Origin of the sequence: Flavobacterium ardleyense (assembly GCF_042686085.1) — a bacterium.
Lineage (GTDB): Bacteria > Bacteroidota > Bacteroidia > Flavobacteriales > Flavobacteriaceae > Flavobacterium > Flavobacterium ardleyense.
The window spans coordinates 249,487-269,025 of sequence record NZ_JBHUOL010000022.1; the positions used below are offsets into that span (position 1 = coordinate 249,487).

At 34.5% G+C, this 19,539-nt stretch carries 17 protein-coding genes; 8 read left to right on the top strand and 9 right to left on the bottom strand.

Annotated features, from left to right (window positions below):
- Positions 1 to 24 precede the first annotated feature (24 nt).
- The 7 genes from ACFSX9_RS15015 to ACFSX9_RS15045 all read right to left on the bottom strand — a co-directional run bounded on the left by ACFSX9_RS15015 (position 25) and on the right by ACFSX9_RS15045 (position 9,509).
- On the bottom strand, positions 25 to 333 hold the full coding sequence (locus tag ACFSX9_RS15015) for a rhodanese-like domain-containing protein (RefSeq protein ID WP_379809140.1): 309 nt from the start codon (positions 331 to 333) through the stop codon (positions 25 to 27).
- 71 nt (positions 334 to 404) lie between these two features.
- Complete coding sequence (locus ACFSX9_RS15020) at positions 405 to 2,162, bottom strand: aromatic amino acid hydroxylase (RefSeq protein WP_379809142.1); 1,758 nt, start codon at positions 2,160 to 2,162, stop codon at positions 405 to 407.
- 76 nt (positions 2,163 to 2,238) lie between these two features.
- A complete protein-coding gene (locus tag ACFSX9_RS15025) occupies positions 2,239 to 5,097 on the bottom strand; it encodes an AsmA-like C-terminal region-containing protein (protein WP_379809144.1) in 2,859 nt (952 codons plus the stop codon).
- Between the two features lie 111 nt (positions 5,098 to 5,208).
- Entirely contained in the window at positions 5,209 to 5,727 is a 519-nt protein-coding gene (locus ACFSX9_RS15030; RefSeq protein ID WP_379809146.1) for a DUF4136 domain-containing protein, read from the bottom strand.
- Between the two features lie 57 nt (positions 5,728 to 5,784).
- Complete coding sequence (locus ACFSX9_RS15035; RefSeq protein WP_379809148.1) at positions 5,785 to 7,770, bottom strand: urocanate hydratase; 1,986 nt, start codon at positions 7,768 to 7,770, stop codon at positions 5,785 to 5,787.
- Between the two features lie 116 nt (positions 7,771 to 7,886).
- Entirely contained in the window at positions 7,887 to 8,063 is a 177-nt protein-coding gene (locus tag ACFSX9_RS15040; protein ID WP_379809150.1) for a DUF5522 domain-containing protein, read from the bottom strand.
- 351 nt (positions 8,064 to 8,414) lie between these two features.
- Positions 8,415 to 9,509, bottom strand: coding sequence for a hypothetical protein (locus tag ACFSX9_RS15045; RefSeq protein ID WP_379809152.1), 1,095 nt, complete (start codon positions 9,507 to 9,509; stop codon positions 8,415 to 8,417).
- A 438-nt stretch (positions 9,510 to 9,947) separates the two neighbouring features.
- Between ACFSX9_RS15045 and ACFSX9_RS15050 the strand changes: the two genes are divergently transcribed.
- Genes ACFSX9_RS15050 through hemL form a run of 4 tightly spaced genes read left to right on the top strand, consistent with a single transcriptional unit; the run spans position 9,948 to position 14,879 of the window.
- The gene (locus tag ACFSX9_RS15050) at positions 9,948 to 11,786 is read left to right on the top strand and encodes a T9SS sorting signal type C domain-containing protein (RefSeq protein ID WP_379809154.1); all 1,839 of its coding nucleotides are present in this window, start codon (positions 9,948 to 9,950) and stop codon (positions 11,784 to 11,786) included.
- Positions 11,787 to 11,837: 51 nt separating this feature from the next.
- On the top strand, positions 11,838 to 12,746 hold the full coding sequence (locus ACFSX9_RS15055) for a 1-aminocyclopropane-1-carboxylate deaminase/D-cysteine desulfhydrase (protein WP_379809332.1): 909 nt from the start codon (positions 11,838 to 11,840) through the stop codon (positions 12,744 to 12,746).
- Positions 12,739 to 13,593 (top strand): glucosaminidase domain-containing protein, encoded by an 855-nt coding sequence (locus tag ACFSX9_RS15060; protein ID WP_379809156.1) that lies wholly within the window; start codon positions 12,739 to 12,741, stop codon positions 13,591 to 13,593. The genes ACFSX9_RS15055 and ACFSX9_RS15060 overlap by 8 nt, the downstream gene beginning before the upstream one ends.
- On the top strand, positions 13,593 to 14,879 hold the full coding sequence (gene hemL, locus ACFSX9_RS15065; RefSeq protein ID WP_379809158.1) for a glutamate-1-semialdehyde 2,1-aminomutase: 1,287 nt from the start codon (positions 13,593 to 13,595) through the stop codon (positions 14,877 to 14,879). Before ACFSX9_RS15060 ends, hemL begins: the two co-directional genes overlap by 1 nt.
- Before the next feature lie 64 nt (positions 14,880 to 14,943).
- Here hemL and ACFSX9_RS15070 read toward each other — a convergent pair whose 3' ends face one another.
- Positions 14,944 to 15,270, bottom strand: a complete 327-nt coding sequence (locus ACFSX9_RS15070; protein ID WP_379809160.1) for a hypothetical protein — start codon at positions 15,268 to 15,270, stop codon at positions 14,944 to 14,946.
- Between the two features lie 75 nt (positions 15,271 to 15,345).
- Positions 15,346 to 15,792 carry a hypothetical protein gene (locus ACFSX9_RS15075; protein WP_379809162.1) on the bottom strand — a complete coding sequence of 149 codons (447 nt, stop codon included), beginning with the start codon at positions 15,790 to 15,792 and terminating at the stop codon, positions 15,346 to 15,348.
- A gap of 158 nt (positions 15,793 to 15,950) precedes the next feature.
- On the opposite strand from ACFSX9_RS15075, the gene ACFSX9_RS15080 reads away from it, so the two are divergent.
- From ACFSX9_RS15080 to ACFSX9_RS15095, 4 genes are all read left to right on the top strand, one after another.
- Entirely contained in the window at positions 15,951 to 16,421 is a 471-nt protein-coding gene (locus ACFSX9_RS15080) for a c-type cytochrome (RefSeq protein ID WP_379809164.1), read from the top strand.
- 62 nt (positions 16,422 to 16,483) lie between these two features.
- The gene (gene nosZ / locus ACFSX9_RS15085; RefSeq protein ID WP_379809166.1) at positions 16,484 to 18,466 is read left to right on the top strand and encodes a Sec-dependent nitrous-oxide reductase; all 1,983 of its coding nucleotides are present in this window, start codon (positions 16,484 to 16,486) and stop codon (positions 18,464 to 18,466) included.
- Positions 18,467 to 18,529: 63 nt separating this feature from the next.
- Positions 18,530 to 19,114 carry a hypothetical protein gene (locus ACFSX9_RS15090; protein WP_379809168.1) on the top strand — a complete coding sequence of 195 codons (585 nt, stop codon included), beginning with the start codon at positions 18,530 to 18,532 and terminating at the stop codon, positions 19,112 to 19,114.
- Complete coding sequence (locus ACFSX9_RS15095; protein WP_379809170.1) at positions 19,114 to 19,533, top strand: nitrous oxide reductase accessory protein NosL; 420 nt, start codon at positions 19,114 to 19,116, stop codon at positions 19,531 to 19,533. Before ACFSX9_RS15090 ends, ACFSX9_RS15095 begins: the two co-directional genes overlap by 1 nt.
- The last annotated feature ends 6 nt before the right edge of the window (positions 19,534 to 19,539 follow it).

The following is a 19,539-nucleotide window of genomic DNA, read 5'->3' on the forward strand; positions in this document are numbered from 1 at the left end:
TCCCGACCTGCATCGGGAGTTTTATTATAATTTATTCTCTAAGCTATTCCAGCCACCGCCGTTAATGCAATCAATTCCATTTTGTTTTAAAATTGAAGTAGCTTGCGAGCTTCTCATTCCAGATTTGCAACAAGCAATCACTGGTTTGTTCCATTTTTTAATAGTTTCTACTTGTCCAGATAATACTTGTAATGCAATATTTTTTGAACCTTTGATATGTCCGTCTTTATATTCTGCTGGAGTTCTAACATCTAAAATAACAGCTCCTTTTTGAACATATTCTTGAACGTCATTGGTTTTATTTCCAAATCCTAAAAAATCTAAAATTCCCATAATTGTATTATTTTATAAGACAAAGGTATATATGTTTAAAGTTTTCATCAGTAACAAAAGTTACTTTTAGGTTATGCGTTTTCTTTTTCGAAAATTAGTTCCAAACCGCCATCAATTAAATGTACAATTTCTGGTCGGTTGCTTTTCACTTTTTCTAAGTAATTTAAAACCTTATTTATTAGATCGGTATTGTTATCTTTCTTAGCTAATTCTGCTATTTCGACACTAAGCAACCAATCATTTGGATGATTTGCAGAAACGGCTCCAAATGCCTCTTTTAAAGTGGTGTCAGAAGGCCTGTTCGCTCTGATGTTGCGAACGCTTTGGTATAATTTCTCTAACTCTTCACGCGAAGCAGATTTTTTCTGTTTAATGGTTTTAGAAGAAGGAACGTGATTAATCATATCAAAACTATTCACATCCGCTGGACCTGAATAAGCAGAAATCACTTTTTTACCAACAGCCATATCGTAAATACCCCAATCTGGTTGGAATAATATCGTTTCATTATGAGTAACAGTGCAATTTTTGAATTTAATCAATAAAATCTCACCTTTTAAATTGCGGCTTCCAGTAATAATTTCACCTTTTACGATGATATTTCCTTCAAATTCTAAAGTAACAACTTCGCCTTCGTAAATGTCATACGCACGCAAGTCTCGCGGACTCATTTCTTCAATCGCTAAATTGATTCCTTTTAATTTTCCGATTGGTGAACCAAATCCGTCTGCGTGACTTTCAGTTCCATGACCAACGAGTTCTTTTTCTCTATAAGATAATGCTGTTTTTCCAGTAGTTTGAATGTAAACCGGTTTACCACTGTCTTCAATTACATTAGTGAATAAGCCGGAAATTTCTAGTCCCGTACTTAATTCAATAGTTCCTAATGCATTGGACGAAATTAGTTTTTGAATTCCCGATAAACCGCCTGTTCGTAGTGCCATTGTATTCGCAAATTCTTCCAAAACAAAACTCAATTGAGCAAAATCTGGTGTAACATATAATTGAGGTTGTGGTTTTGTAATATCGAAACCTTGGTCTGCTGCGGAAATATCGTAAGGAATTTTCTTCACGTTATCCGTCATGCACCAAGCACTTTCACCAATTGAAGAAAGTAAACCAGCACCATAAATCTTTGGATTTTCAACCGTTCCAATTAAACCATATTCAACAGTCCACCAATGTAAATTACGAATGCGAGACATTTCGGACAATTCGCCCATATTGTTTTGCAAATAATCAACTTGATCTTCTGCTTTTTTAATTTCTTCCTCCGAAGTTCCTTCCGCTTCTTTTAAAATCGAAAGCAAACGAATTGCTTCATACAATTCATAATCACGTGCCGATGAAATCGATTTACAACCAATTTCACCAAAACGTCTTAAATATTCCGCATATTCAGGATTAGCAATAATAGGAGCGTGGCCAGCACCTTCGTGAATAATATCTGGAGCGGGAGTGTATTCAATGTGTTCTAATTGACGAATGTCACAAGCAATAACTAAAACATTATAGGCTTGAAATTCCATAAAAGCATTCGGCGGAATAAAACCATCCACAGCAACTGCAGCCCAACCGATTTCTTTCAAAATACGGTTCATTCCATACATATTTGGGACATTATCAATCTCTAAACCTGTTTTTTCTAAACCTTCTAAATAGGAACTGTGCGCTACTTTTGAAAGATAATTTACATTTTTACGCATTACATAGCGCCAAACCGCTTGGTTAATTGGCGTGTAATCTTCATAAACTTGAGGTTTGATGAATTGCTTTAAATGCTTTGGTAATCTGTCAATCAACGGATTGCTTTCAAAATGCGTTTCCATAGTTTTTGTTGTGATGTTTGTCGTAAAAATACAATTTTTTCACAAAGCAGGAAACTTTTTAACTATTTACATAGACTTATTCATTTTCCTTTGCAGGAAGGATCGGAGTCAGTTCAACTTTAGGCTTAGGCAAAGTATCAGTCGGAATTAAAACTTCTACTTTCGGAATGCTATCTGTAGGAATAGTTGGAATTTTCATAAGATTTTCACCCTCTTCATATTCGGTTTCTTCTAAATCATCGGACTTTCTTCCAATTTTAATTTCAGGTTTTTCTTGGGTTCCCAAAACTTTAATAGGAATTCCTAAAATTCCCAATGGAGGTAATCCAACGCGCATTTTTAAGTTTAATTTTCCGTCTAAACTGGTTTGTCCTTCAAAACGCAAACGAAAACCTGAAACTTTGAATTTAAAGCGTTCAATAGTTACTATATTGTTTTTTATGGTGGTTTTAATATCGACTTTTGAAATATCCGGATCTTTTAAATCTTCATTATCCGTTTTAGCAGCTACCACATTTAAAAGTTTGAAGCCTTTCATCTTTACTTTTTTCACAGAAAGTGTGCCACTTCCTTCTAAAGAAGGCATAATTGGTTCCATTCGATTGTTTAAAACACCTTTTATGGAATAATCTAAACCTACAATTCCTTCCGCACTTTCGGCAGCAGTTACGATTTCTCGAAACATTTTAATTTCGTTGTAAGCGCGCTTAATGTCGAATTCTGAAGCATTAATTTTATAATCAAAATGCGCCTTTTGTGTGCCTTCATTTTTGTAAAAAGCATCCATTTTTGCCGTCGCTCCGATGATACCAATAATACCGTTTGACAATTTCAAACTTCCGTTTTGGATGACTAAATTCCCTTTTAAATTCGAAATAATAATATCGTCAAATTGTGTTTTTACAGCATTGGTTTGAATCGAAACATTTAAGTTGGTTGGAATTTCAATTACACCGAAAGTAGTTGCAGTTGCTTCCGTACCTTCAATAGTAGTCGTAGCTGTTGGAATAAATTCATTAATATGTAAGTAATTCGAAGTCAGATTAAAACTCCCTTTCAACACTTGATTATCAGATAGAATATAATTGGTTACATTCTCTAATTGCCCATTCATTTTAATGTCCGAAGTGCCAAATTTACCATTGAAATTACTGAAGTTCATCTTGTCTTGGTGAAAAGTAAACAATCCGTTTTCAATTAAAAAAGGCTTGGCCAAATAATCACTTGTCGTTTTGATGTTTCTTACTTCTAAAGTCCCGCTGTTTTTTAATTTTGAAATTCTGCCGTTTGACGCATCGCTTTGAGTTCCTGCTAAATCAACATTGGCTTTGATAAAACCATCAACATCCAATCCTTTTTGTGAAAAAACTTTATATATTCGAGCAACGTTTAATGTTCCTTTCGCTTTGATATCATAAGTGATATCTTCGAAATTCTTGAAAGAAGCATTCAATGCAAAAGGTTCACCTTCGAAGGTAAAACTCGCTGGCGAAAGCACAAAACTCGCCTCTTCGAAACTGCCAGAAGTCGAATTGAATTCTGCTTTTAAATTAATATTTTCAATTGGTTTTGGATAAAATTCCGTTTGAATTAAAGCATTTTTGAGTTCGAATTTTCCTCTTGTAACGGGAAGTTCTCTATTTTGTTTGTTGTAAGTTCCTTTGGAAACAATATCGGCATCCAAATTTCCAGCCATTTTAAAGTTCGGAATTTGAAGCGCATTATTTAAAAGCGTTAAATCTAATTTTGATTTTATTTTTGCATCCAATTTAATTTCATCACCAAATCCTTCCGAAATTAAAATCGCACTTAAATTGTTTTTAGCCACATCAAAATACAACGAATCCAATTGCACTTTCAGTTGATTGATGTCTAAATTTGGTAATTTCGTGTCTAAATTTAAGAAAATATTTTCGATTGGATAAGGCGATTTGGTATGCTTTACATAGCCTTTTCGTACTTTAATATTGAAATTCACTTCCGGACTCAAATTTTCCGAAGCGATATATTTTCCTTTTAAGGTCAGAAATGCCGAAGTTTTTCCGGTCATTGTAGCTTCGTTTTTCCACGAAACGTATTCGGCTGGTAAAGCTGTAAATAAATCGTCTAAATTACTGTCTTCGGTTTTTAGGGTAAAATCCATTTGATAACCGTTTTTCAGGAAATCGAAAAGTCCAGTAAATTCAACAGGCAATTTATTAATCACCAAATCATTTTTTTCAAAGACAAAAGAAAGGGAATTGGTGTTGATTTTCGTAATTAAATCGGCTTTAACTTTTTTATTTTTTAAATATTCTTTTTGGTCAAACGAAAAACTTAAATCATCAATCTGAGCCGAAGTATTCAGGTTGAAATTCGAAGCTAATAAGTCGCCTTTTCCTTGGTAATTAAAACCTTTGGCTTCAATAAGCATCTTAGCTGATAAGTCGTTGTAAGTCAATTGACTATTGCTAATCTGAATTTTTTCAAGATTCAAAGAAGCGGTTTCTGATGAAGTTGTTGTGTCTTTACTATTGGATTTATAAATATTGTAATTGGATTCGCCATTTTTAGTTACCTGAACATTTATTTTGGCGTTTGTAATGTAGATTTCTTCAATTTTGGTTTGACTTCCAAAAATTACGCTCCATACATTAATTCCAAAACCAATTTCCTTAGCAGTCACTAAGGTTTCTTCTTGAAATGGTTTTGAGCCTTTTAAATCAAATTCGTTTAACGTTAATGTTAAAGATGGAAATTCCTTAAAAAAAGATAGTTTTGAATCGGAAAAATTCAATTCGCCTTCCAAATTTTCGTTAGCTAGCGTTTTTACTTTTTCGGTAATAGTATTCGCAAATAGCATCGGAATTATGACAAGGAGCGCTAATATAGCTGTTAGAGTAATTCCAGTAATTTTAAGAATCTTAACGAAAAGGGTTTTTTTAAAAGCAATCATTTTTTATTTTTAAGAAAGTGCAATATTACTACAAATATCGCTTACTATTTTAAAAAAATAAAAAAGAGTTAACCGCAGGCTAACTCTTACTTTTTAAGTATGTTGTAAATTTTATTTTGGAGGATATTGATCTAATATTTTAGCAACAAACTCTTTAATTCTAGCATCTTTTTTCTCTGTGTTTTTTGTTAAATAACCTGTTCCTTCACCTTGCCAAATTAATTCTTTTGTCTTTGCATCAATTAAATCAATGAAAAGAGTTCCTTCTGGTGTAGTATTCACGTTTGAATAATTCATTCCCATTCCCCAATACGGATTCCAGCCCCAACCAAAACTATTGTTTTGGTAAATGTCAACACGTTGCGATTCTTTAGTAAAAATACTAACTAAAATAGCCGGATTTTCAGATTTCGTAAATCCTTTAGCAGTCATTACCTCATCAATCGAATATAATATTCTTTTTTTATCTAAATCCGAAATTTCAGCTTTATCTACACCACTTTTTAAGTAAGCATAGGTTTTATATGAACCAAAATCTGCTTTTTTATCATAGTCTGAGTTTACTCGCACGGAACTGCACGAAGCTAAAGTCGCTATAAAAAGCACCGAAAGTAATTTTATTGTCTTCATAATGAATAGTTTTTTAGGGTTTAAAGTCAAAGATTTAAATTTAAACCTTTAACTAATTTATAATAATGATTCGTCTACTATAGTAGGGATGGTAATTTTTAATAAAGGTTGCGTCTCCATCGCTCTTTTAATTGCAAAAATGGCTCCTTCGTTTCTAGCCCAACTTCTTCTTGATATTCCGTTGTTCACATCCCAGAAAAGCATTGATGCTAAGCGTTTTGAAGCTTCTTTAGTACCATCAAGAACCATACCAAAACCACCGTTAATAACTTCGCCCCAACCAACGCCACCGCCGTTGTGAATTGAAACCCATGTAGCTCCTCGGAAACTATCACCAATTACGTTTTGAATTGCCATATCAGCTGTGAAACGAGATCCGTCATAAATGTTCGAAGTTTCTCTGTAAGGCGAATCGGTTCCCGAAACATCATGGTGATCTCTTCCTAAAACGATAGTTCCAATTTCTCCTCGTGCTATTGCTTGATTGAATGCTTCCGCAATTTTAATTCTTCCTTCTGAATCGGCGTATAGAATTCGTGCTTGCGAACCAACGACTAATTTATTTTCTTGAGCTCCTTTGATCCAAGTGATATTATCTTGCATTTGTTGCTGGATTTCTTCAGGAGAGTTTTTCATCATTTCTTCCAAAACTTCACAAGCAATTTGATCTGTTTTTGCTAAATCTTCTGGTTTTCCCGACGCACAAACCCATCGGAAAGGACCAAAGCCGTAATCAAAACACATCGGACCCATAATATCTTGTACATAAGAAGGATATTTGAATTCTCTTCCTAAAGTTGGATTATCTGACATTACATTCGCACCCGCACGAGAAGCTTCTAATAAAAAGGCATTTCCGTAATCAAAGAAATACGTTCCTTTTGCGGTGTGTTTGTTAATTGCATCAGCGTGACGGCGTAAAGTTTTTTGTACTTCTTCCTTAAACTTCACAGGATCGTTTGCCATCATTTCGTTCGATTCTTCAAAAGTATAACCGATAGGATAATATCCTCCCGCCCACGGATTATGTAATGAAGTTTGATCGGAACCTAAGTCGATATGTACGTTTTCAGCATCAAATTTTTCCCAAACGTCAACGATATTTCCCAAATAAGCAATCGAAACTACTTCTTTGTTGGCTAACGCTTTTTGAACCCTTGGCACTAATTTTTCAATATCATCAATTACTTCGTTAATCCATCCTTGTGAATGGCGAATGTGTGTTATTTTTGGATTTACTTCGGCACAGACCGTAACACATCCTGCTATATTTCCTGCTTTTGGTTGTGCACCTGACATTCCACCTAATCCTGAAGTGACGAATAATCCGCCTGCAGTAGCTTTTTTAATTTTTCTAAATCCGTTTAAAACAGTAATCGTTGTTCCGTGCACAATTCCTTGCGGACCGATGTACATATAACTTCCGGCAGTCATTTGACCGTATTGTGAAACGCCTAAAGCATTCATTTTTTCCCAATCATCCGGTTTTGAGTAGTTTGGAATTACCATTCCGTTAGTAACTACAACTCTTGGTGCTTCTTTGTGCGATGGAAATAATCCCATCGGATGACCCGAATACATCGTTAAGGTTTGTTCGTCTGTCATTTCAGACAAATATTGCATGGTCAAAAGATATTGAGCCCAGTTTTGAAAAACCGCACCGTTTCCACCATAGGTAATTAATTCGTGTGGATGTTGAGCCACGGCATAATCCAAATTGTTTTGAATCATTAGCATAATAGCTTTCGCTTGTTCGCTTTTTCCTGGATATTCATCGATTGGTCGGGCTTTCATTTCATAATCTGGACGCAAACGATACATATAAATTCTACCGTAAGTTTCTAATTCGGCTTTGAATTCGGGAATTAGTTCGGCGTGATGTTTCGCATCAAAATAACGCAAGGCATTTTTTAAAGCTAACTTTTTTTCTTCTTCGGTAAGGATGTCTTTACGCTTTGGTGCGTGATTGATTGCTGTTTCGTAGGGTTTTACGTTTGGTAACTCCGCTGGAATTCCTTGATGTATTTGTTCTTTGAAAGTCATTTTATAAATATTGTATAATGTATTGATGTAGATTGTAAAATTGTATGCTGAATTTCAGTATACAAAAGACAATATACATTTTACTTTTTTTTCTGTTTACTGTGACTGACCACTGCTCACTTCTTAATAGTTCCTGTTTTTTTATCGAATCCATACGGACAATGTCGGCAACCGCTTTTGCAACAATAGCCTCGTTTTAAGTGATAGGTTTCGGTAAAACACTTGTAACCTTCGGGCGTGTAATAAAAATCTTCGCCTTCTTTTAAATTATTTGGGTCTAATGCTTTATTCATAACTACAAATTTAGCAACTTTGCTTGATATGTTCGTTATAGTTTCTAAATATTTAATTCCGAAGGGATATCGCAGTATTACTATTTTTCCGTTTGTGTTTCTTTTAGGGAAGCAAGATCGTGAGAATAGGGTATTGGTGCATCACGAAAAAATCCACATCCGACAGCAATTGGAGTTGTTGGTGGTGTTTTTTTATGTTTGGTATTTTACGGAATTTATAATTCGATATGTTCAATATAAAAACTGGAATGCCGCTTATCGGAATATTTCGTTTGAACGGGAAGCTTATGCTAACGAAAAAGACCTTCACTATTTAAAGCAAAGGTCTTTTTGGAGGTTTTGGAGGTATTTTTAGTTTATGCGATACCATTTAGTTCCATTACTAACGATCATTATGGATCCTAAAGTTGGTGTTAAGGTAAAATTTGATGCTACGGATGAGTTGTAGTCGATTACATTATTTATGATTGTGTTTGTTGAATTGCTCGTATTTCTTATGATGTAAACCATTCCATTGCCAATTGAAGCTGCTGGTGTAGCAAAGGTTCCACCATTTAAAAGTAAAATGGTATTGTTTGTTCCTGAAGTAGCTGTTGTAAAAGCTGTAGTTCCGGTGTTGTGCAATTTTGCTTGAGGACTAGAAGTGCCGAAACCGACATTTCCAATTAGAAAAGCAGAATTTGAACCACTACCATTTGCACCAAGTACCAATGTTGGTCCTCCATTCACAGTGTCAGGTTGTCCAAATTGCCATTCTGTAGTATTTCCACTTAGCTTTAAGCTACTTGATCTAGTTTCGAATCTTATATTGCTTTTTATTGGCGTTGCTGTAGTTCCGGTTTTAAAAATAAAATCTACTAAATTTGTGCCTGCAGGTGTAGGATTTAAATTCTCAAAAATGGCTCCGTTTTCTCCCGTTCTGTTTAGCAATCTTAAAACAGATGATCCATACTGGTCTCCATCTTGTCTTAATATTAATTCTTTAGTAGCTTTTATGGTTCCAGAAGTAGCATCACCTATTTTTAAATCGCCAGTTTTACTAATAATACGCATTCTTTCGATATTATTAGCTCTGAAAACGATGTCTTTATCATCTGAAGTTCCAATGTAGTTTATAGTTGGATCGGTCCCCGCATTCCCTGCTACAGACCAGCTAGCATTTGTTGTGGTTGCTAATTTATTCCATAAAATTCCATCCCAGTAATAATAACCTGGAGTTACATTGTTTGGAGCTTTTCCCGCTGAAGCGGTGTTGTAAATAAGTTCAGAAACTGTAGGTGTGATAATTGGTGACGCGACATTATTGGCTGTTAAAGCTATTCGTGGTATCAGCAAACCATCATTTGTAGAGTTTATGTCTAAGGCTGCCTGCGGAGTTGATGTTCCAATTCCGACTTGAGCGTGTGAAATTGTACAAAATAACAATAGAAGAAGGGGTAATCTCATTTGTTTTTTTTGCAAAAATATGCCATATTAAATCCCTTACGTTATTGTTGCCTGTATAATCGATAAAAGTATCTTTTTACCGACAAAAAGGTTTTTTTATCGACGAAATGCAGTTTTGTTTTTTATTTTTTAGAGTTGATTTTTGTAATAAGTGAGTTTATGATCGATATCAATTTTTTTAACAAACTCAAATAGTAGATAATTAATTTTAATAAAACAGTTAAAATCATTGTGCTCGGTTTATTTATTAAGATTATGTTCTTATTTTTAAAATCAACACTAAACGACTATGCTAAAAACAATAAATTTCTCAAGTTTTGATATGGAAAACTTTATTATCATAAAAGTAAATCAGTGTTGTTAAATAAGCAAATTATTTGTAAAATTCATTAAAAATAGACTACTTTTGTATCATAACTATATCTTAATCTTTAGGTTATGAAAAGAAAAATCCTCTATCTCATCACATTTGTAAGTTTAGCAAATATTGCTAGTGCTCAGATGTATGTATCGCCTACGTCTTATGTTTTTGTAAATGATCAATATGTTTATGTACAACAAGATTTAAATATTCAAGCTAACGCTAATTTTTATTTACGTAATAATTCTCAATTATTACAAGGAGGTACTACTGGTAGTGCTAATAAAGGTGCTGGTGATTTGTCTGTCTTTCAAGAGGGAACTGTAAATAATTTTCAATATAACTATTGGTGTTCTCCCGTGGGAGCGGCAGAAGTTGGTCCTGGTAATAATCAGTTTGGAATTAGTAGATTGTTTAGACCTACGACTTTAACAACGAGTGCAGCTGCAATTGTTAATGGGGGTCATGATGGTGCAGCAGATCCTTTAATGATTTCTCCGAGATGGATACATAAATTCGTAGCATCATCAGCATATTCGCAATGGGTTTTTGTTGGAAACACCACAACTATTGGTCCAGGAGAAGGATTTTCAATGAAAGGAACTTCCGGCACTGATCTTACAATAGTACAAGCTGCTGAAAATGTTCAAAATAATCCGGGTAATAAACAACGTTATGATTTCAGAGGAAAGCCAAATGATGGAGATATTTCCGTTGCTGTTTTAAAGGATAATTTCACTTTAGTTGGTAATCCTTATCCAAGTGCAATAGATTTACACGATTACATACTTGCTAATTCGGCATTTATAGATGGTACTTTATATTTTTGGGAACAATCGACGATTAATTCCCATATACTGAATGAGTATCAAGGCGGTTACGGTACATTTACTATAGCAGGGGGTTATGTGAAAGCTAATATCTTGAGATACAACGGTGATGGTTCAATAAACTCAGATACGGGCAATTTTGGATCATTATATAAAAGAAGGTTTGCACCTGTAGGTCAGGGTTTCATGGTAGTAGGGCTAGCGAATGGTGTTGCAACTATGAAGAATTCTTTTAGATTATTTAGGAAAGAAGGTCTTGATCCAGCTGACTCTGAATTTGCAAGAATAGCTGCAGGTGCAGGTGAAAGGAATTCAAATTTAGAAAATGAGTTTTATCCTGAAATTCCTAATGTTGCGGGTAAAGATTATACCACAATAAGAACGGGCTATGCACCACAGTTACGAATTAATGCATTAGTTAACGATGCAGCAATTATTCATACGGCCCTAGGTTTTGGAGATCAGTATACTGACGGTGTCGATTATAGTGCGGATGCCGCAGGAACTTCTGAAGATTCGCCTTATAGTTTTTATTATGTTTTAAACGATTCGCCTAATGAATTCTCGATGTCAATAACTTCATTCAATAACGATAAAAGACTTCCGGTTGGATTGAGAAACAACCTACAAGCTACTTTTAAAATAAAAATAAATGAGTTGTTATATGGTTTTGATCCTAGTCAAGAAGTTTTTATTTTTGACAAACAGACAGGTATTTATCACGATATAAAAAATAGTACTTTTGAAATAACCTTACCGGCTGGTGATAATAGAACACGTTTTGAAATTACCTTTAAAAACGAAACCTTATCTTCAGAAGATATCGCTGCAGTCAACGACGCGTTTTCTGTAAATCAAAATAATGAACAAGGAATGCTAACTTTATTCAATAAAACAAATAAAGATATCGCTTCTGTGGTGCTTTACGACATTGCTGGGAAACAAGTGTTACGCAAAACAAACCTTGGAACTGATGCTTCTTATCAATTTTCGACTTCGGGATTAAGCGATGGAATTTATATCGTAAAAGCTACAACAAAAGACAATATTGCGGTAAGTAAAAAAGTATCGATTTATAAAAAGTAAAACCCAAATAATACAGTATATTTGAAAACAGCTTTTATAGCTGTTTTTTTTATGGAATCCGTCAATCAAAAAATAGATATTATTTTGCCAAATGGCATTGAGCTTTTTATAAAAAGAGAGGATCAACTGCATCCTATAATTTCAGGTAATAAGTATCGAAAGTTGAAATACAATCTAGTAACTGCAAAAGAAGAAGGTTATAATAAATTGTTAACTTTTGGTGGCGCTTATTCCAATCACATAGCTGCCGTTGCTGGTGCCGGTAAGGAATATGGTTTCGAGACTATCGGTGTTATTCGTGGCGAAGAAATTGAAGATAAATTGCAAGATAATCCATCGTTGAATTTTGCCAAACAAAACGGAATGAATTTTCATTTTATCGATAGAACCTCCTACCAAAATAAAACAGATGAAGCTTTTATAACCACCTTACATAAATTGTTTGGTGATTTTTATTTGATTCCGGAAGGCGGTACTAATGATTTGGCAGTAAAAGGATGTGAAGAAATTTTAACCGAAACTGATAAATTAAAGTTTTCGCACGTATGTTGCGCTATGGGAACTGCTGGAACTATTTCTGGAATTATCAATTCATCTGGCGAAAAACAGCAGGTTATTGGATTTTCTTCGTTAAAAGGTGATTTTTTGTCTGATGTAATTCGTAATTTTGTAACCAAAGAAAATTGGAACACTAATTGTGACTATCATTTTGGCGGTTACGGAAAGGTTTCGGACGCGCTCATTCAGTTTTTAAATGATTTTTATCGCAAAACAAAAATTCCTTTAGATCCAGTTTATACTGGGAAAATGATGTTTGGAATAGTGGATTTAATTGAAAATGATTATTTTCCACCTCATTCAAAAATCTTAGCCATCCATACTGGTGGTTTGCAAGGTATTGCTGGAATGAATACTATATTAGAGAAGAAGAATAAAAAATTAATAGCCTATAATGATTAAAAAAATTGCCCTTTTGTTACTAATTAGTTTAGTGCTGAGTTGTAACAGTTCAAAATCAGTGACTAAAAAAACTTCGAAATCAAAAACGACTGCGATTAAGAAAAAACCAGCCCCTGTTTTTGTAAAAACGCAACCTAAAGATTCTCCAAAACCTATTATTACTCCAAGAAGCGAAGTGGAGTTGGAAGCAACTTCTAAAGTTCGTACTTACGACGATGAAATCCGCTTTTATATTTCGGACTTCAGTGAAATTGCTAAAAACAACATGAGAACGCACGGTATCCCTGCAAGTATCACTTTGGCGCAAGGAATTTTGGAATCGGGCGCAGGGAAAGGTAAATTAGCGCAAAGTGCAAACAATCATTTCGGGATCAAATGCCACACAGGTTGGACTGGTGAAAGTGTCAAGCACGATGATGATGCAGCCCAAGAGTGTTTTAGAAAATATGTTCATGCATCAGAATCGTATAGAGATCATTCGCTGTTTTTAACTTCGAGAAGTCGATACGCTTCTTTATTTAAATTAGATAAAGGCGATTATGAAGCTTGGGCAAAAGGATTAAAAGCTGCCGGATATGCTACTGATGTGAAATATCCTGCTAAATTAATTGGAATTATTGAACGATATAATTTGTATGATTATGATAATGAAGTATTGTCTAGAAACTTTGCGATAGCTAAGAAAGATCCTGCGGTAGAATTAGCGGCGGGAAATTACACGGTGCAGCAAGGTGATACGTTATATTCATTGTCTAAAAAATTCAATATTACTGTCGACGAATTGAAAAAAATGAATAATTTATCTGACAACGCCATAAACGTAGGTCAAAAAATAAAAACTAAATAATGTTGTACAAAAGAAGTAGCGAATTATTTATTGAAGCCAGTAAAGTAATTCCAGGAGGTGTTAATTCGCCAGTTAGAGCGTTTAAAGGAGTAGGTGGTACGCCTATTTTTGTAAAAGAAGCAAAAGGAGCTTATCTATATGATGAAGATGGTAACCGTTTAATTGATTACATCAACTCTTGGGGACCTATGATTTTAGGACATGCTTATGAACCTGTGGTAAATGCCGTAATTGAAAGAGCAAAAAAAGGAACTTCTTTTGGTATGCCTACTGAATTAGAAACGCAAATTGCTGCTTTGGCTATTTCAATGGTTCCTAATATTGATAAAATACGATTTGTTAATTCTGGTACGGAAGCTTGTATGAGCGCTATTCGTTTAGCAAGAGGATATACAAAACGCGACAAGATTGTTAAGTTTTCAGGTTGTTATCATGGACATTCCGATTCTTTTTTAATTGCAGCTGGAAGTGGTTTAAGTACATTTGGTGTGCCAAATAGTCCTGGTGTAACTGAAGGAACTGCGAAGGATACTTTATTAGCAAATTACAATGATCTTGATAATGTAAAAGCTTTATTTGAAGCTAATAAAAACGAAATCGCAGCGATCATAATCGAACCTGTTGCCGGAAATATGGGATGTATTCCACCAGCAACTGGATTTCTCGAAGGATTACGTTCGATTTGCTCAGAAAACGGAGCATTGTTAATTTTTGATGAGGTAATGACCGGATTCCGTTTGGCAAAAGGAGGAACACAAGAATTATATGGTATTCAGGCAGACATCGTTTGTTTTGGGAAGGTAATTGGTGGTGGTTTGCCAGTAGGTGCATTTGCAGCGAAGGAAGAAATTATGAACTATTTAGCACCACTTGGACCTGTTTATCAGGCAGGAACTTTATCGGGTAACCCATTAGCTATGGCTGCTGGATTAGAAATGTTGAAAGCTTTAAATGCTGATGCAGGTATTTTTAAAAGTTTAGAAGAGAAAACAGCGTATTTAGAAAAAGGAATACACCGCGTTTTATCAGAAACGGCAATTCCGTATACTATTAATAGAGTAGGTTCAATGATTTCAGTTCATTTTGATGCCAATCCAGTATATGATTTCAATACCGCTAAAAACGGAGACAACGAAACTTTTAAAAAGTTTTTCCACGGTTTATTAAATCGTGGTGTATATATTGCACCATCAGCTTATGAAACGTGGTTTATCACAGATGCATTGAGTTATGCAGATTTGGATTTCACCATTGAAGCTATTGCAGCAGTTGCAAAAGAATTATAACATAAAAAATGCCCCAAATAGAATCTAACTTTTTGGGGCATTTTATTAAATACGGGCTTTTTTTTTAGTGTATTAAATCAAACAAAAGCGCTTTGTTGCTTTCTAACTTAGTGTATTGTTCTGCAGTGAAAGTTGCTTTGAGTTTAGCTTCTACATGGTGGTAAATAACTTCTTTGTCTTCCTTTTTTTTGTTTTCAGCAAGATCTTTATGTTTTTTCAACAATAATGAATAGATGTCGTTAGATAGCGAATCGTCTAAGCTTAAATATTGAGTTACCTTTTCTATTTCTTTCTTAGCTTGCTTCTCGCTGTCAAATTTTTCAAATTCTTGCGCATGACCGTCAAAAGAGTAGGCTAAGAATAAAATAAATAGTACTGCTAATTTTTTCATTTTTCGATTTTTATAGTTTTCTAAATCCAAATCTAATTGTTTTTTTTGGATTAACAAATATAAAAATAAAAAAAATTACTCTGTAATTTCTTGACTGGCTTTTCTTTTGTATTTTCTATTAGAGCGTTTATTTTTCATTTGCTTTACTCTTTTTGTCTTGTTTGTTTCCCATTTTTCAAATTGACTTTCATTCAATAGTTTTCTCATTTTTGCTTTTTTGTCAATCTGGTCGTCAAGCATTTTCCTTCGCATTTCAAAGCGTTCATTTGCTGTTCGTTGTTGGGTTTTTTCGCCGCTCGCCTTAAACATTACCATCTTGTCTTGTCTTTTTTGGGCCTTCTCTAATAAAATTACTTTTAAATCTTTTTGCTGTCTCTTAGACAGATCTAAATCCAATGTCATTTGCTTAACCTTCAGCTCAGTTTGTTGTTCAGGAGTTAATCTGTCTTTTTTGCCTGTTGTTTCTTGTGCTAATGTTAGAGTAGAAAGGGCTAATGCGATAATTACTAGTAACTTTTTCATGATGTATTATTTTGAGGATTTACTAATAAGACCGTAATGAAATGGAAAGGTTTAATATTTAACAAAGTTTTAGCAAATGTTGATTGTTATGATTGTAGTCATACTTTTTGACCCCCTAATTTCGGAGATTTGTCGTATTAATTCTAACATATAATATCATGAACAAAACATTTTTATTAATCTTATCATTTGTACTAGTAATCGCATGTGGTAAAAAAGAAGAAAACGGAACTGATTTTTCTACTCCAACTACTGAAGAAGGAGCATCTGATGCTGCAACATACGACCCAAATCGTGGTGAAGGAAAACATGACTCAGTAGATTTAGGAACGGGATTAGACCTTGCGATGGCAAAAAAAGGAGAAGAAGTATCTGAAGTAAAATGTACTTCATGCCATAAAATGACAGATGAAAAATTAGTTGGACCAGGATGGAAAGGTGTTTCTGAAAGAAGAAAACCAGAATGGATTATGAATTTCATTACCAATCCAGATCCAATGATTGATAAAGACCCTGAAGTGCAAGCGCAACTAGAGATTTGTTTAGTACGTATGCCAAACCAAGGTGTTTCTGATGTTGAAGCAAGAGAAATTGTGGAATACATGCGTCAGAATGATGGTGTAAAATAAACATAAATGGAAATTGAGTTAGGTGAAAGTAATTCAATTTCCACAATTTAATTACCGATATTATGAAAAATAAATTTGTACAAGCAATTCTAGTAATTGCATTGGGAAGTGCACTTGTCACTTCTTGTAAACCTAAAAGCACAGGCGATGCTGTGAGTGGCGATGCTGCGCAGCGTGTCTATGTTGCACCTGGGAAATACGATGAGTTCTACAACTTCGTATCAGGAGGTTTCAGTGGTCAAATGAGTATTTATGGTCTGCCAAGTGCTAGACTATTAAAAGTAATTCCTATTTTCTCAGTAGATCCAGAAAGTGGATGGGGTTATAGTGAAGAATCAAAACCGATGTTAAACACATCAGAAGGTTTTGTTCCATGGGATGATCAACATCACGTTGAATTATCACAAACAAACGGTGAAGTAGACGGAAGATGGATTTTTGCAAACGCAAATAATACTCCACGTGTTGCTAGAGTAGATTTAAAACGTTTTAAAACGGCTGAAATTATTGAATTACCAAACTCTGCGGGTAATCACTCTTCACCATTTATTACAGAAAATACAGAATATGTAGTTGCAGGAACACGTTTTGGTGTACCGGGTGACTATGAAGATGGTGATGTGCCAATTAACACATACAAGAAAAACTTTAAAGCTCACATCAGTTTTATTAGTGTTGACAAAGAAACGGGTGGAATGGATATTGCATTTCAATTGCGTTTACCAGGGGTGAATTTTGACCTTTCTCACGCAGGAAAAGGAAAATCTCATGGCTGGTTCTTCTTTACTTGTTATAATTCAGAACAAGCAAACACTCTTTTAGAAGTCAATGCTTCTCAAAATGATAAAGATTTTATCATGGCGGTTAACTGGAAAAAAGCTGAAGAATATATCAAAGCTGGTAAAGGTAAAATGGAAAAAGCTAGATATGCTCATAACACATGGGATGATGAAACGCATACTGGAAAATCTGTAATCAAAGAAGAGGTTTTAGTATTAGATGTAGAAAATTTAAAAGATGTTCTTTATTTAATGCCATGTCCAAAATCACCTCACGGATGTGATGTTGATCCAACAGGAGAATACATTGTAGGTTCTGGAAAATTAGCTGCTTTGATTCCTGTATTTAGTTTTGATAAAATGATCAAAGCTATTGATAAAAAAGATTTCGAAGGAGATTATGAAGGAATTCCGGTTTTAAAATATGCTTCTGTTTTACATGGAGAAGTTCAAAAACCAGGATTAGGGCCATTACATACAGAATTTGACGGTAAAGGAAATGCATATTCAACTATGTTCGTTTCGTCTGAGATTGTGAAATGGGATATTAAAACACTTAAGGTGTTAGATAGATCGCCTACGTTTTATTCAACAGGTCACTTAATGATTCCTGGAGGAGACTCTAGAAAACCATTTGGAAAATACTTAGTTGCGTATAACAAAATTACAAAAGACAGATATTTACCAACAGGTCCAGAATTAACGCAATCTGCTCAGTTATTTGATATTAGTGGAGAAAAAATGCAATTATTGTTAGACTTCCCTACAATAGGTGAGCCTCACTATGCGCAAGCAGCTCCTGCAGATTTAATTCGTAACAACGGACAGCTGAAAATATATGATATAAAAGCCAACAAGCACCCAAGAGTTGCAAAAGGTGAAAAAGAAACGAAAGTAGTTAGAGAAGGAAATAAAGTACATGTTTACATGACAATGATTCGCTCTCACTTCTCTCCAGACAATATTGAAGGAATTAAAGTAGGTGATGATGTATATTTCCATATCACAAACTTAGAACAAGACTGGGACGTTCCTCATGGTTTCTCAATTAGAAGAGCGCCAACTGCTGAATTGTTAATCATGCCAGGAGAAACAGCTACTTTATATTGGAAAGCAAATAAAGTAGGTATAGTGCCTTTCTATTGTACAGACTTCTGTAGTGCATTACACCAAGAAATGTCAGGATATATTAGAGTATCTCCGGCAGGAAGTAATGTGCCAATTTCTTATAGCTTAGGTACTAATTTACCAGCTTCTTCAAAATAATAATAATAAGAAAGAAGGGAGCAAGTTAAACTGCTCCCTTTATTTTTTTAAAAAACTTTCAAAATGAAAACATCAAATTTAACTTTGCTTTCGAAAGCTATGCTTTTGATCGTAGGATTGCTTTTCATTGGTTCTCTGTTTGTACCTTTATGGAGAATCGAATTAGATGCACCACAATATCCAGAAGGATTAACATTACAACTGCATGCAAATAAAATTGCTGGTGATGTTGATATTATAAATGGATTAAATCACTATATTGGGATGGCAACTTTGCACACAGAAAATTTCTTTGAGTTTAAGATTTTGCCTTATATATTCAGTGCGTTTGCATTAGTGGCTTTGGCCTTAATTTTCATCAATAATAGAAAAGCAGTTTTTGCCTTCTTAATTACTTTTGTGCTTTTTATAGCGCTTTCTGGAATTGACTTTTACAGATGGAATTATGAATACGGACACAATTTAGACCCGCATGCCGCTATTATTGTTCCTGGAATGGCTTATCAGCCCCCATTATTAGGATTTAAACAATTGTTAAACTTTGGAGCTTATTCTATTCCTGATGTAGGAGGTTGGATGCTTACAGCAGCTGGACTTTTATTAGCAATAATCGTGTGGATGGAATACAAATATAAAAAAACAACATGATGAGAAAAATATCGTATTTCTTACTTTTTATCGTAATGGTCTCTTGCGCGCCACAAGGTGCTGAGCCTATTAAACTAAACGCTGATGGATGCGAATTTTGTAAAATGACAATTGCCGACGGAAAATTTGGCGCAGAATTAATTACGGCCAAAGGAAGAGTCTATAAATTTGATGACATGCATTGCATGATTAATTATCACAAAGAAAACAGCTCTACTAACATTCAGTCATTTTTCATTCATGATTTTAACCAAGACAACGCACTTATTGCTGCGGAAAGTGCTTACTATGTAAAAGGAGGAGAAATCAACAGTCCTATGCGCGGTAATACAATTGCTGTTCAAACGGAGGCAGAAGCTAAACAAATGGCTGAAAAATATAAAGCAAATCCTATTTCTTGGAGCGAAATTATTAAATAAATTTAA

Excerpts from the sequence above, each read along its gene's own strand:
- ACFSX9_RS15055 (WP_379809332.1), top strand. The coding sequence starts at position 11,838 with ATGGAATCCGTCAATCAAAAAATAGATATTATTTTGCCAAATGGCATT.
- ACFSX9_RS15070 (WP_379809160.1), bottom strand. The coding sequence starts at position 15,270 with ATGAAAAAATTAGCAGTACTATTTATTTTATTCTTAGCCTACTCTTTT.
- ACFSX9_RS15050 (WP_379809154.1), top strand. The coding sequence starts at position 9,948 with ATGAAAAGAAAAATCCTCTATCTCATCACATTTGTAAGTTTAGCAAAT.
- ACFSX9_RS15030 (WP_379809146.1), bottom strand. The coding sequence starts at position 5,727 with ATGAAGACAATAAAATTACTTTCGGTGCTTTTTATAGCGACTTTAGCT.
- ACFSX9_RS15060 (WP_379809156.1), top strand. The coding sequence starts at position 12,739 with ATGATTAAAAAAATTGCCCTTTTGTTACTAATTAGTTTAGTGCTGAGT.
- ACFSX9_RS15035 (WP_379809148.1), bottom strand. The coding sequence starts at position 7,770 with ATGACTTTCAAAGAACAAATACATCAAGGAATTCCAGCGGAGTTACCA.
- ACFSX9_RS15020 (WP_379809142.1), bottom strand. The coding sequence starts at position 2,162 with ATGGAAACGCATTTTGAAAGCAATCCGTTGATTGACAGATTACCAAAG.
- ACFSX9_RS15090 (WP_379809168.1), top strand. The coding sequence starts at position 18,530 with ATGAAAACATCAAATTTAACTTTGCTTTCGAAAGCTATGCTTTTGATC.
- nosZ (WP_379809166.1), top strand. The coding sequence starts at position 16,484 with ATGAAAAATAAATTTGTACAAGCAATTCTAGTAATTGCATTGGGAAGT.
- hemL (WP_379809158.1), top strand. The coding sequence starts at position 13,593 with ATGTTGTACAAAAGAAGTAGCGAATTATTTATTGAAGCCAGTAAAGTA.
- ACFSX9_RS15075 (WP_379809162.1), bottom strand. The coding sequence starts at position 15,792 with ATGAAAAAGTTACTAGTAATTATCGCATTAGCCCTTTCTACTCTAACA.
- ACFSX9_RS15015 (WP_379809140.1), bottom strand. The coding sequence starts at position 333 with ATGGGAATTTTAGATTTTTTAGGATTTGGAAATAAAACCAATGACGTT.
- ACFSX9_RS15095 (WP_379809170.1), top strand. The coding sequence starts at position 19,114 with ATGAGAAAAATATCGTATTTCTTACTTTTTATCGTAATGGTCTCTTGC.
- ACFSX9_RS15080 (WP_379809164.1), top strand. The coding sequence starts at position 15,951 with ATGAACAAAACATTTTTATTAATCTTATCATTTGTACTAGTAATCGCA.
- ACFSX9_RS15040 (WP_379809150.1), bottom strand. The coding sequence starts at position 8,063 with ATGAATAAAGCATTAGACCCAAATAATTTAAAAGAAGGCGAAGATTTT.
- ACFSX9_RS15025 (WP_379809144.1), bottom strand. The coding sequence starts at position 5,097 with ATGATTGCTTTTAAAAAAACCCTTTTCGTTAAGATTCTTAAAATTACT.
- ACFSX9_RS15045 (WP_379809152.1), bottom strand. The coding sequence starts at position 9,509 with ATGAGATTACCCCTTCTTCTATTGTTATTTTGTACAATTTCACACGCT.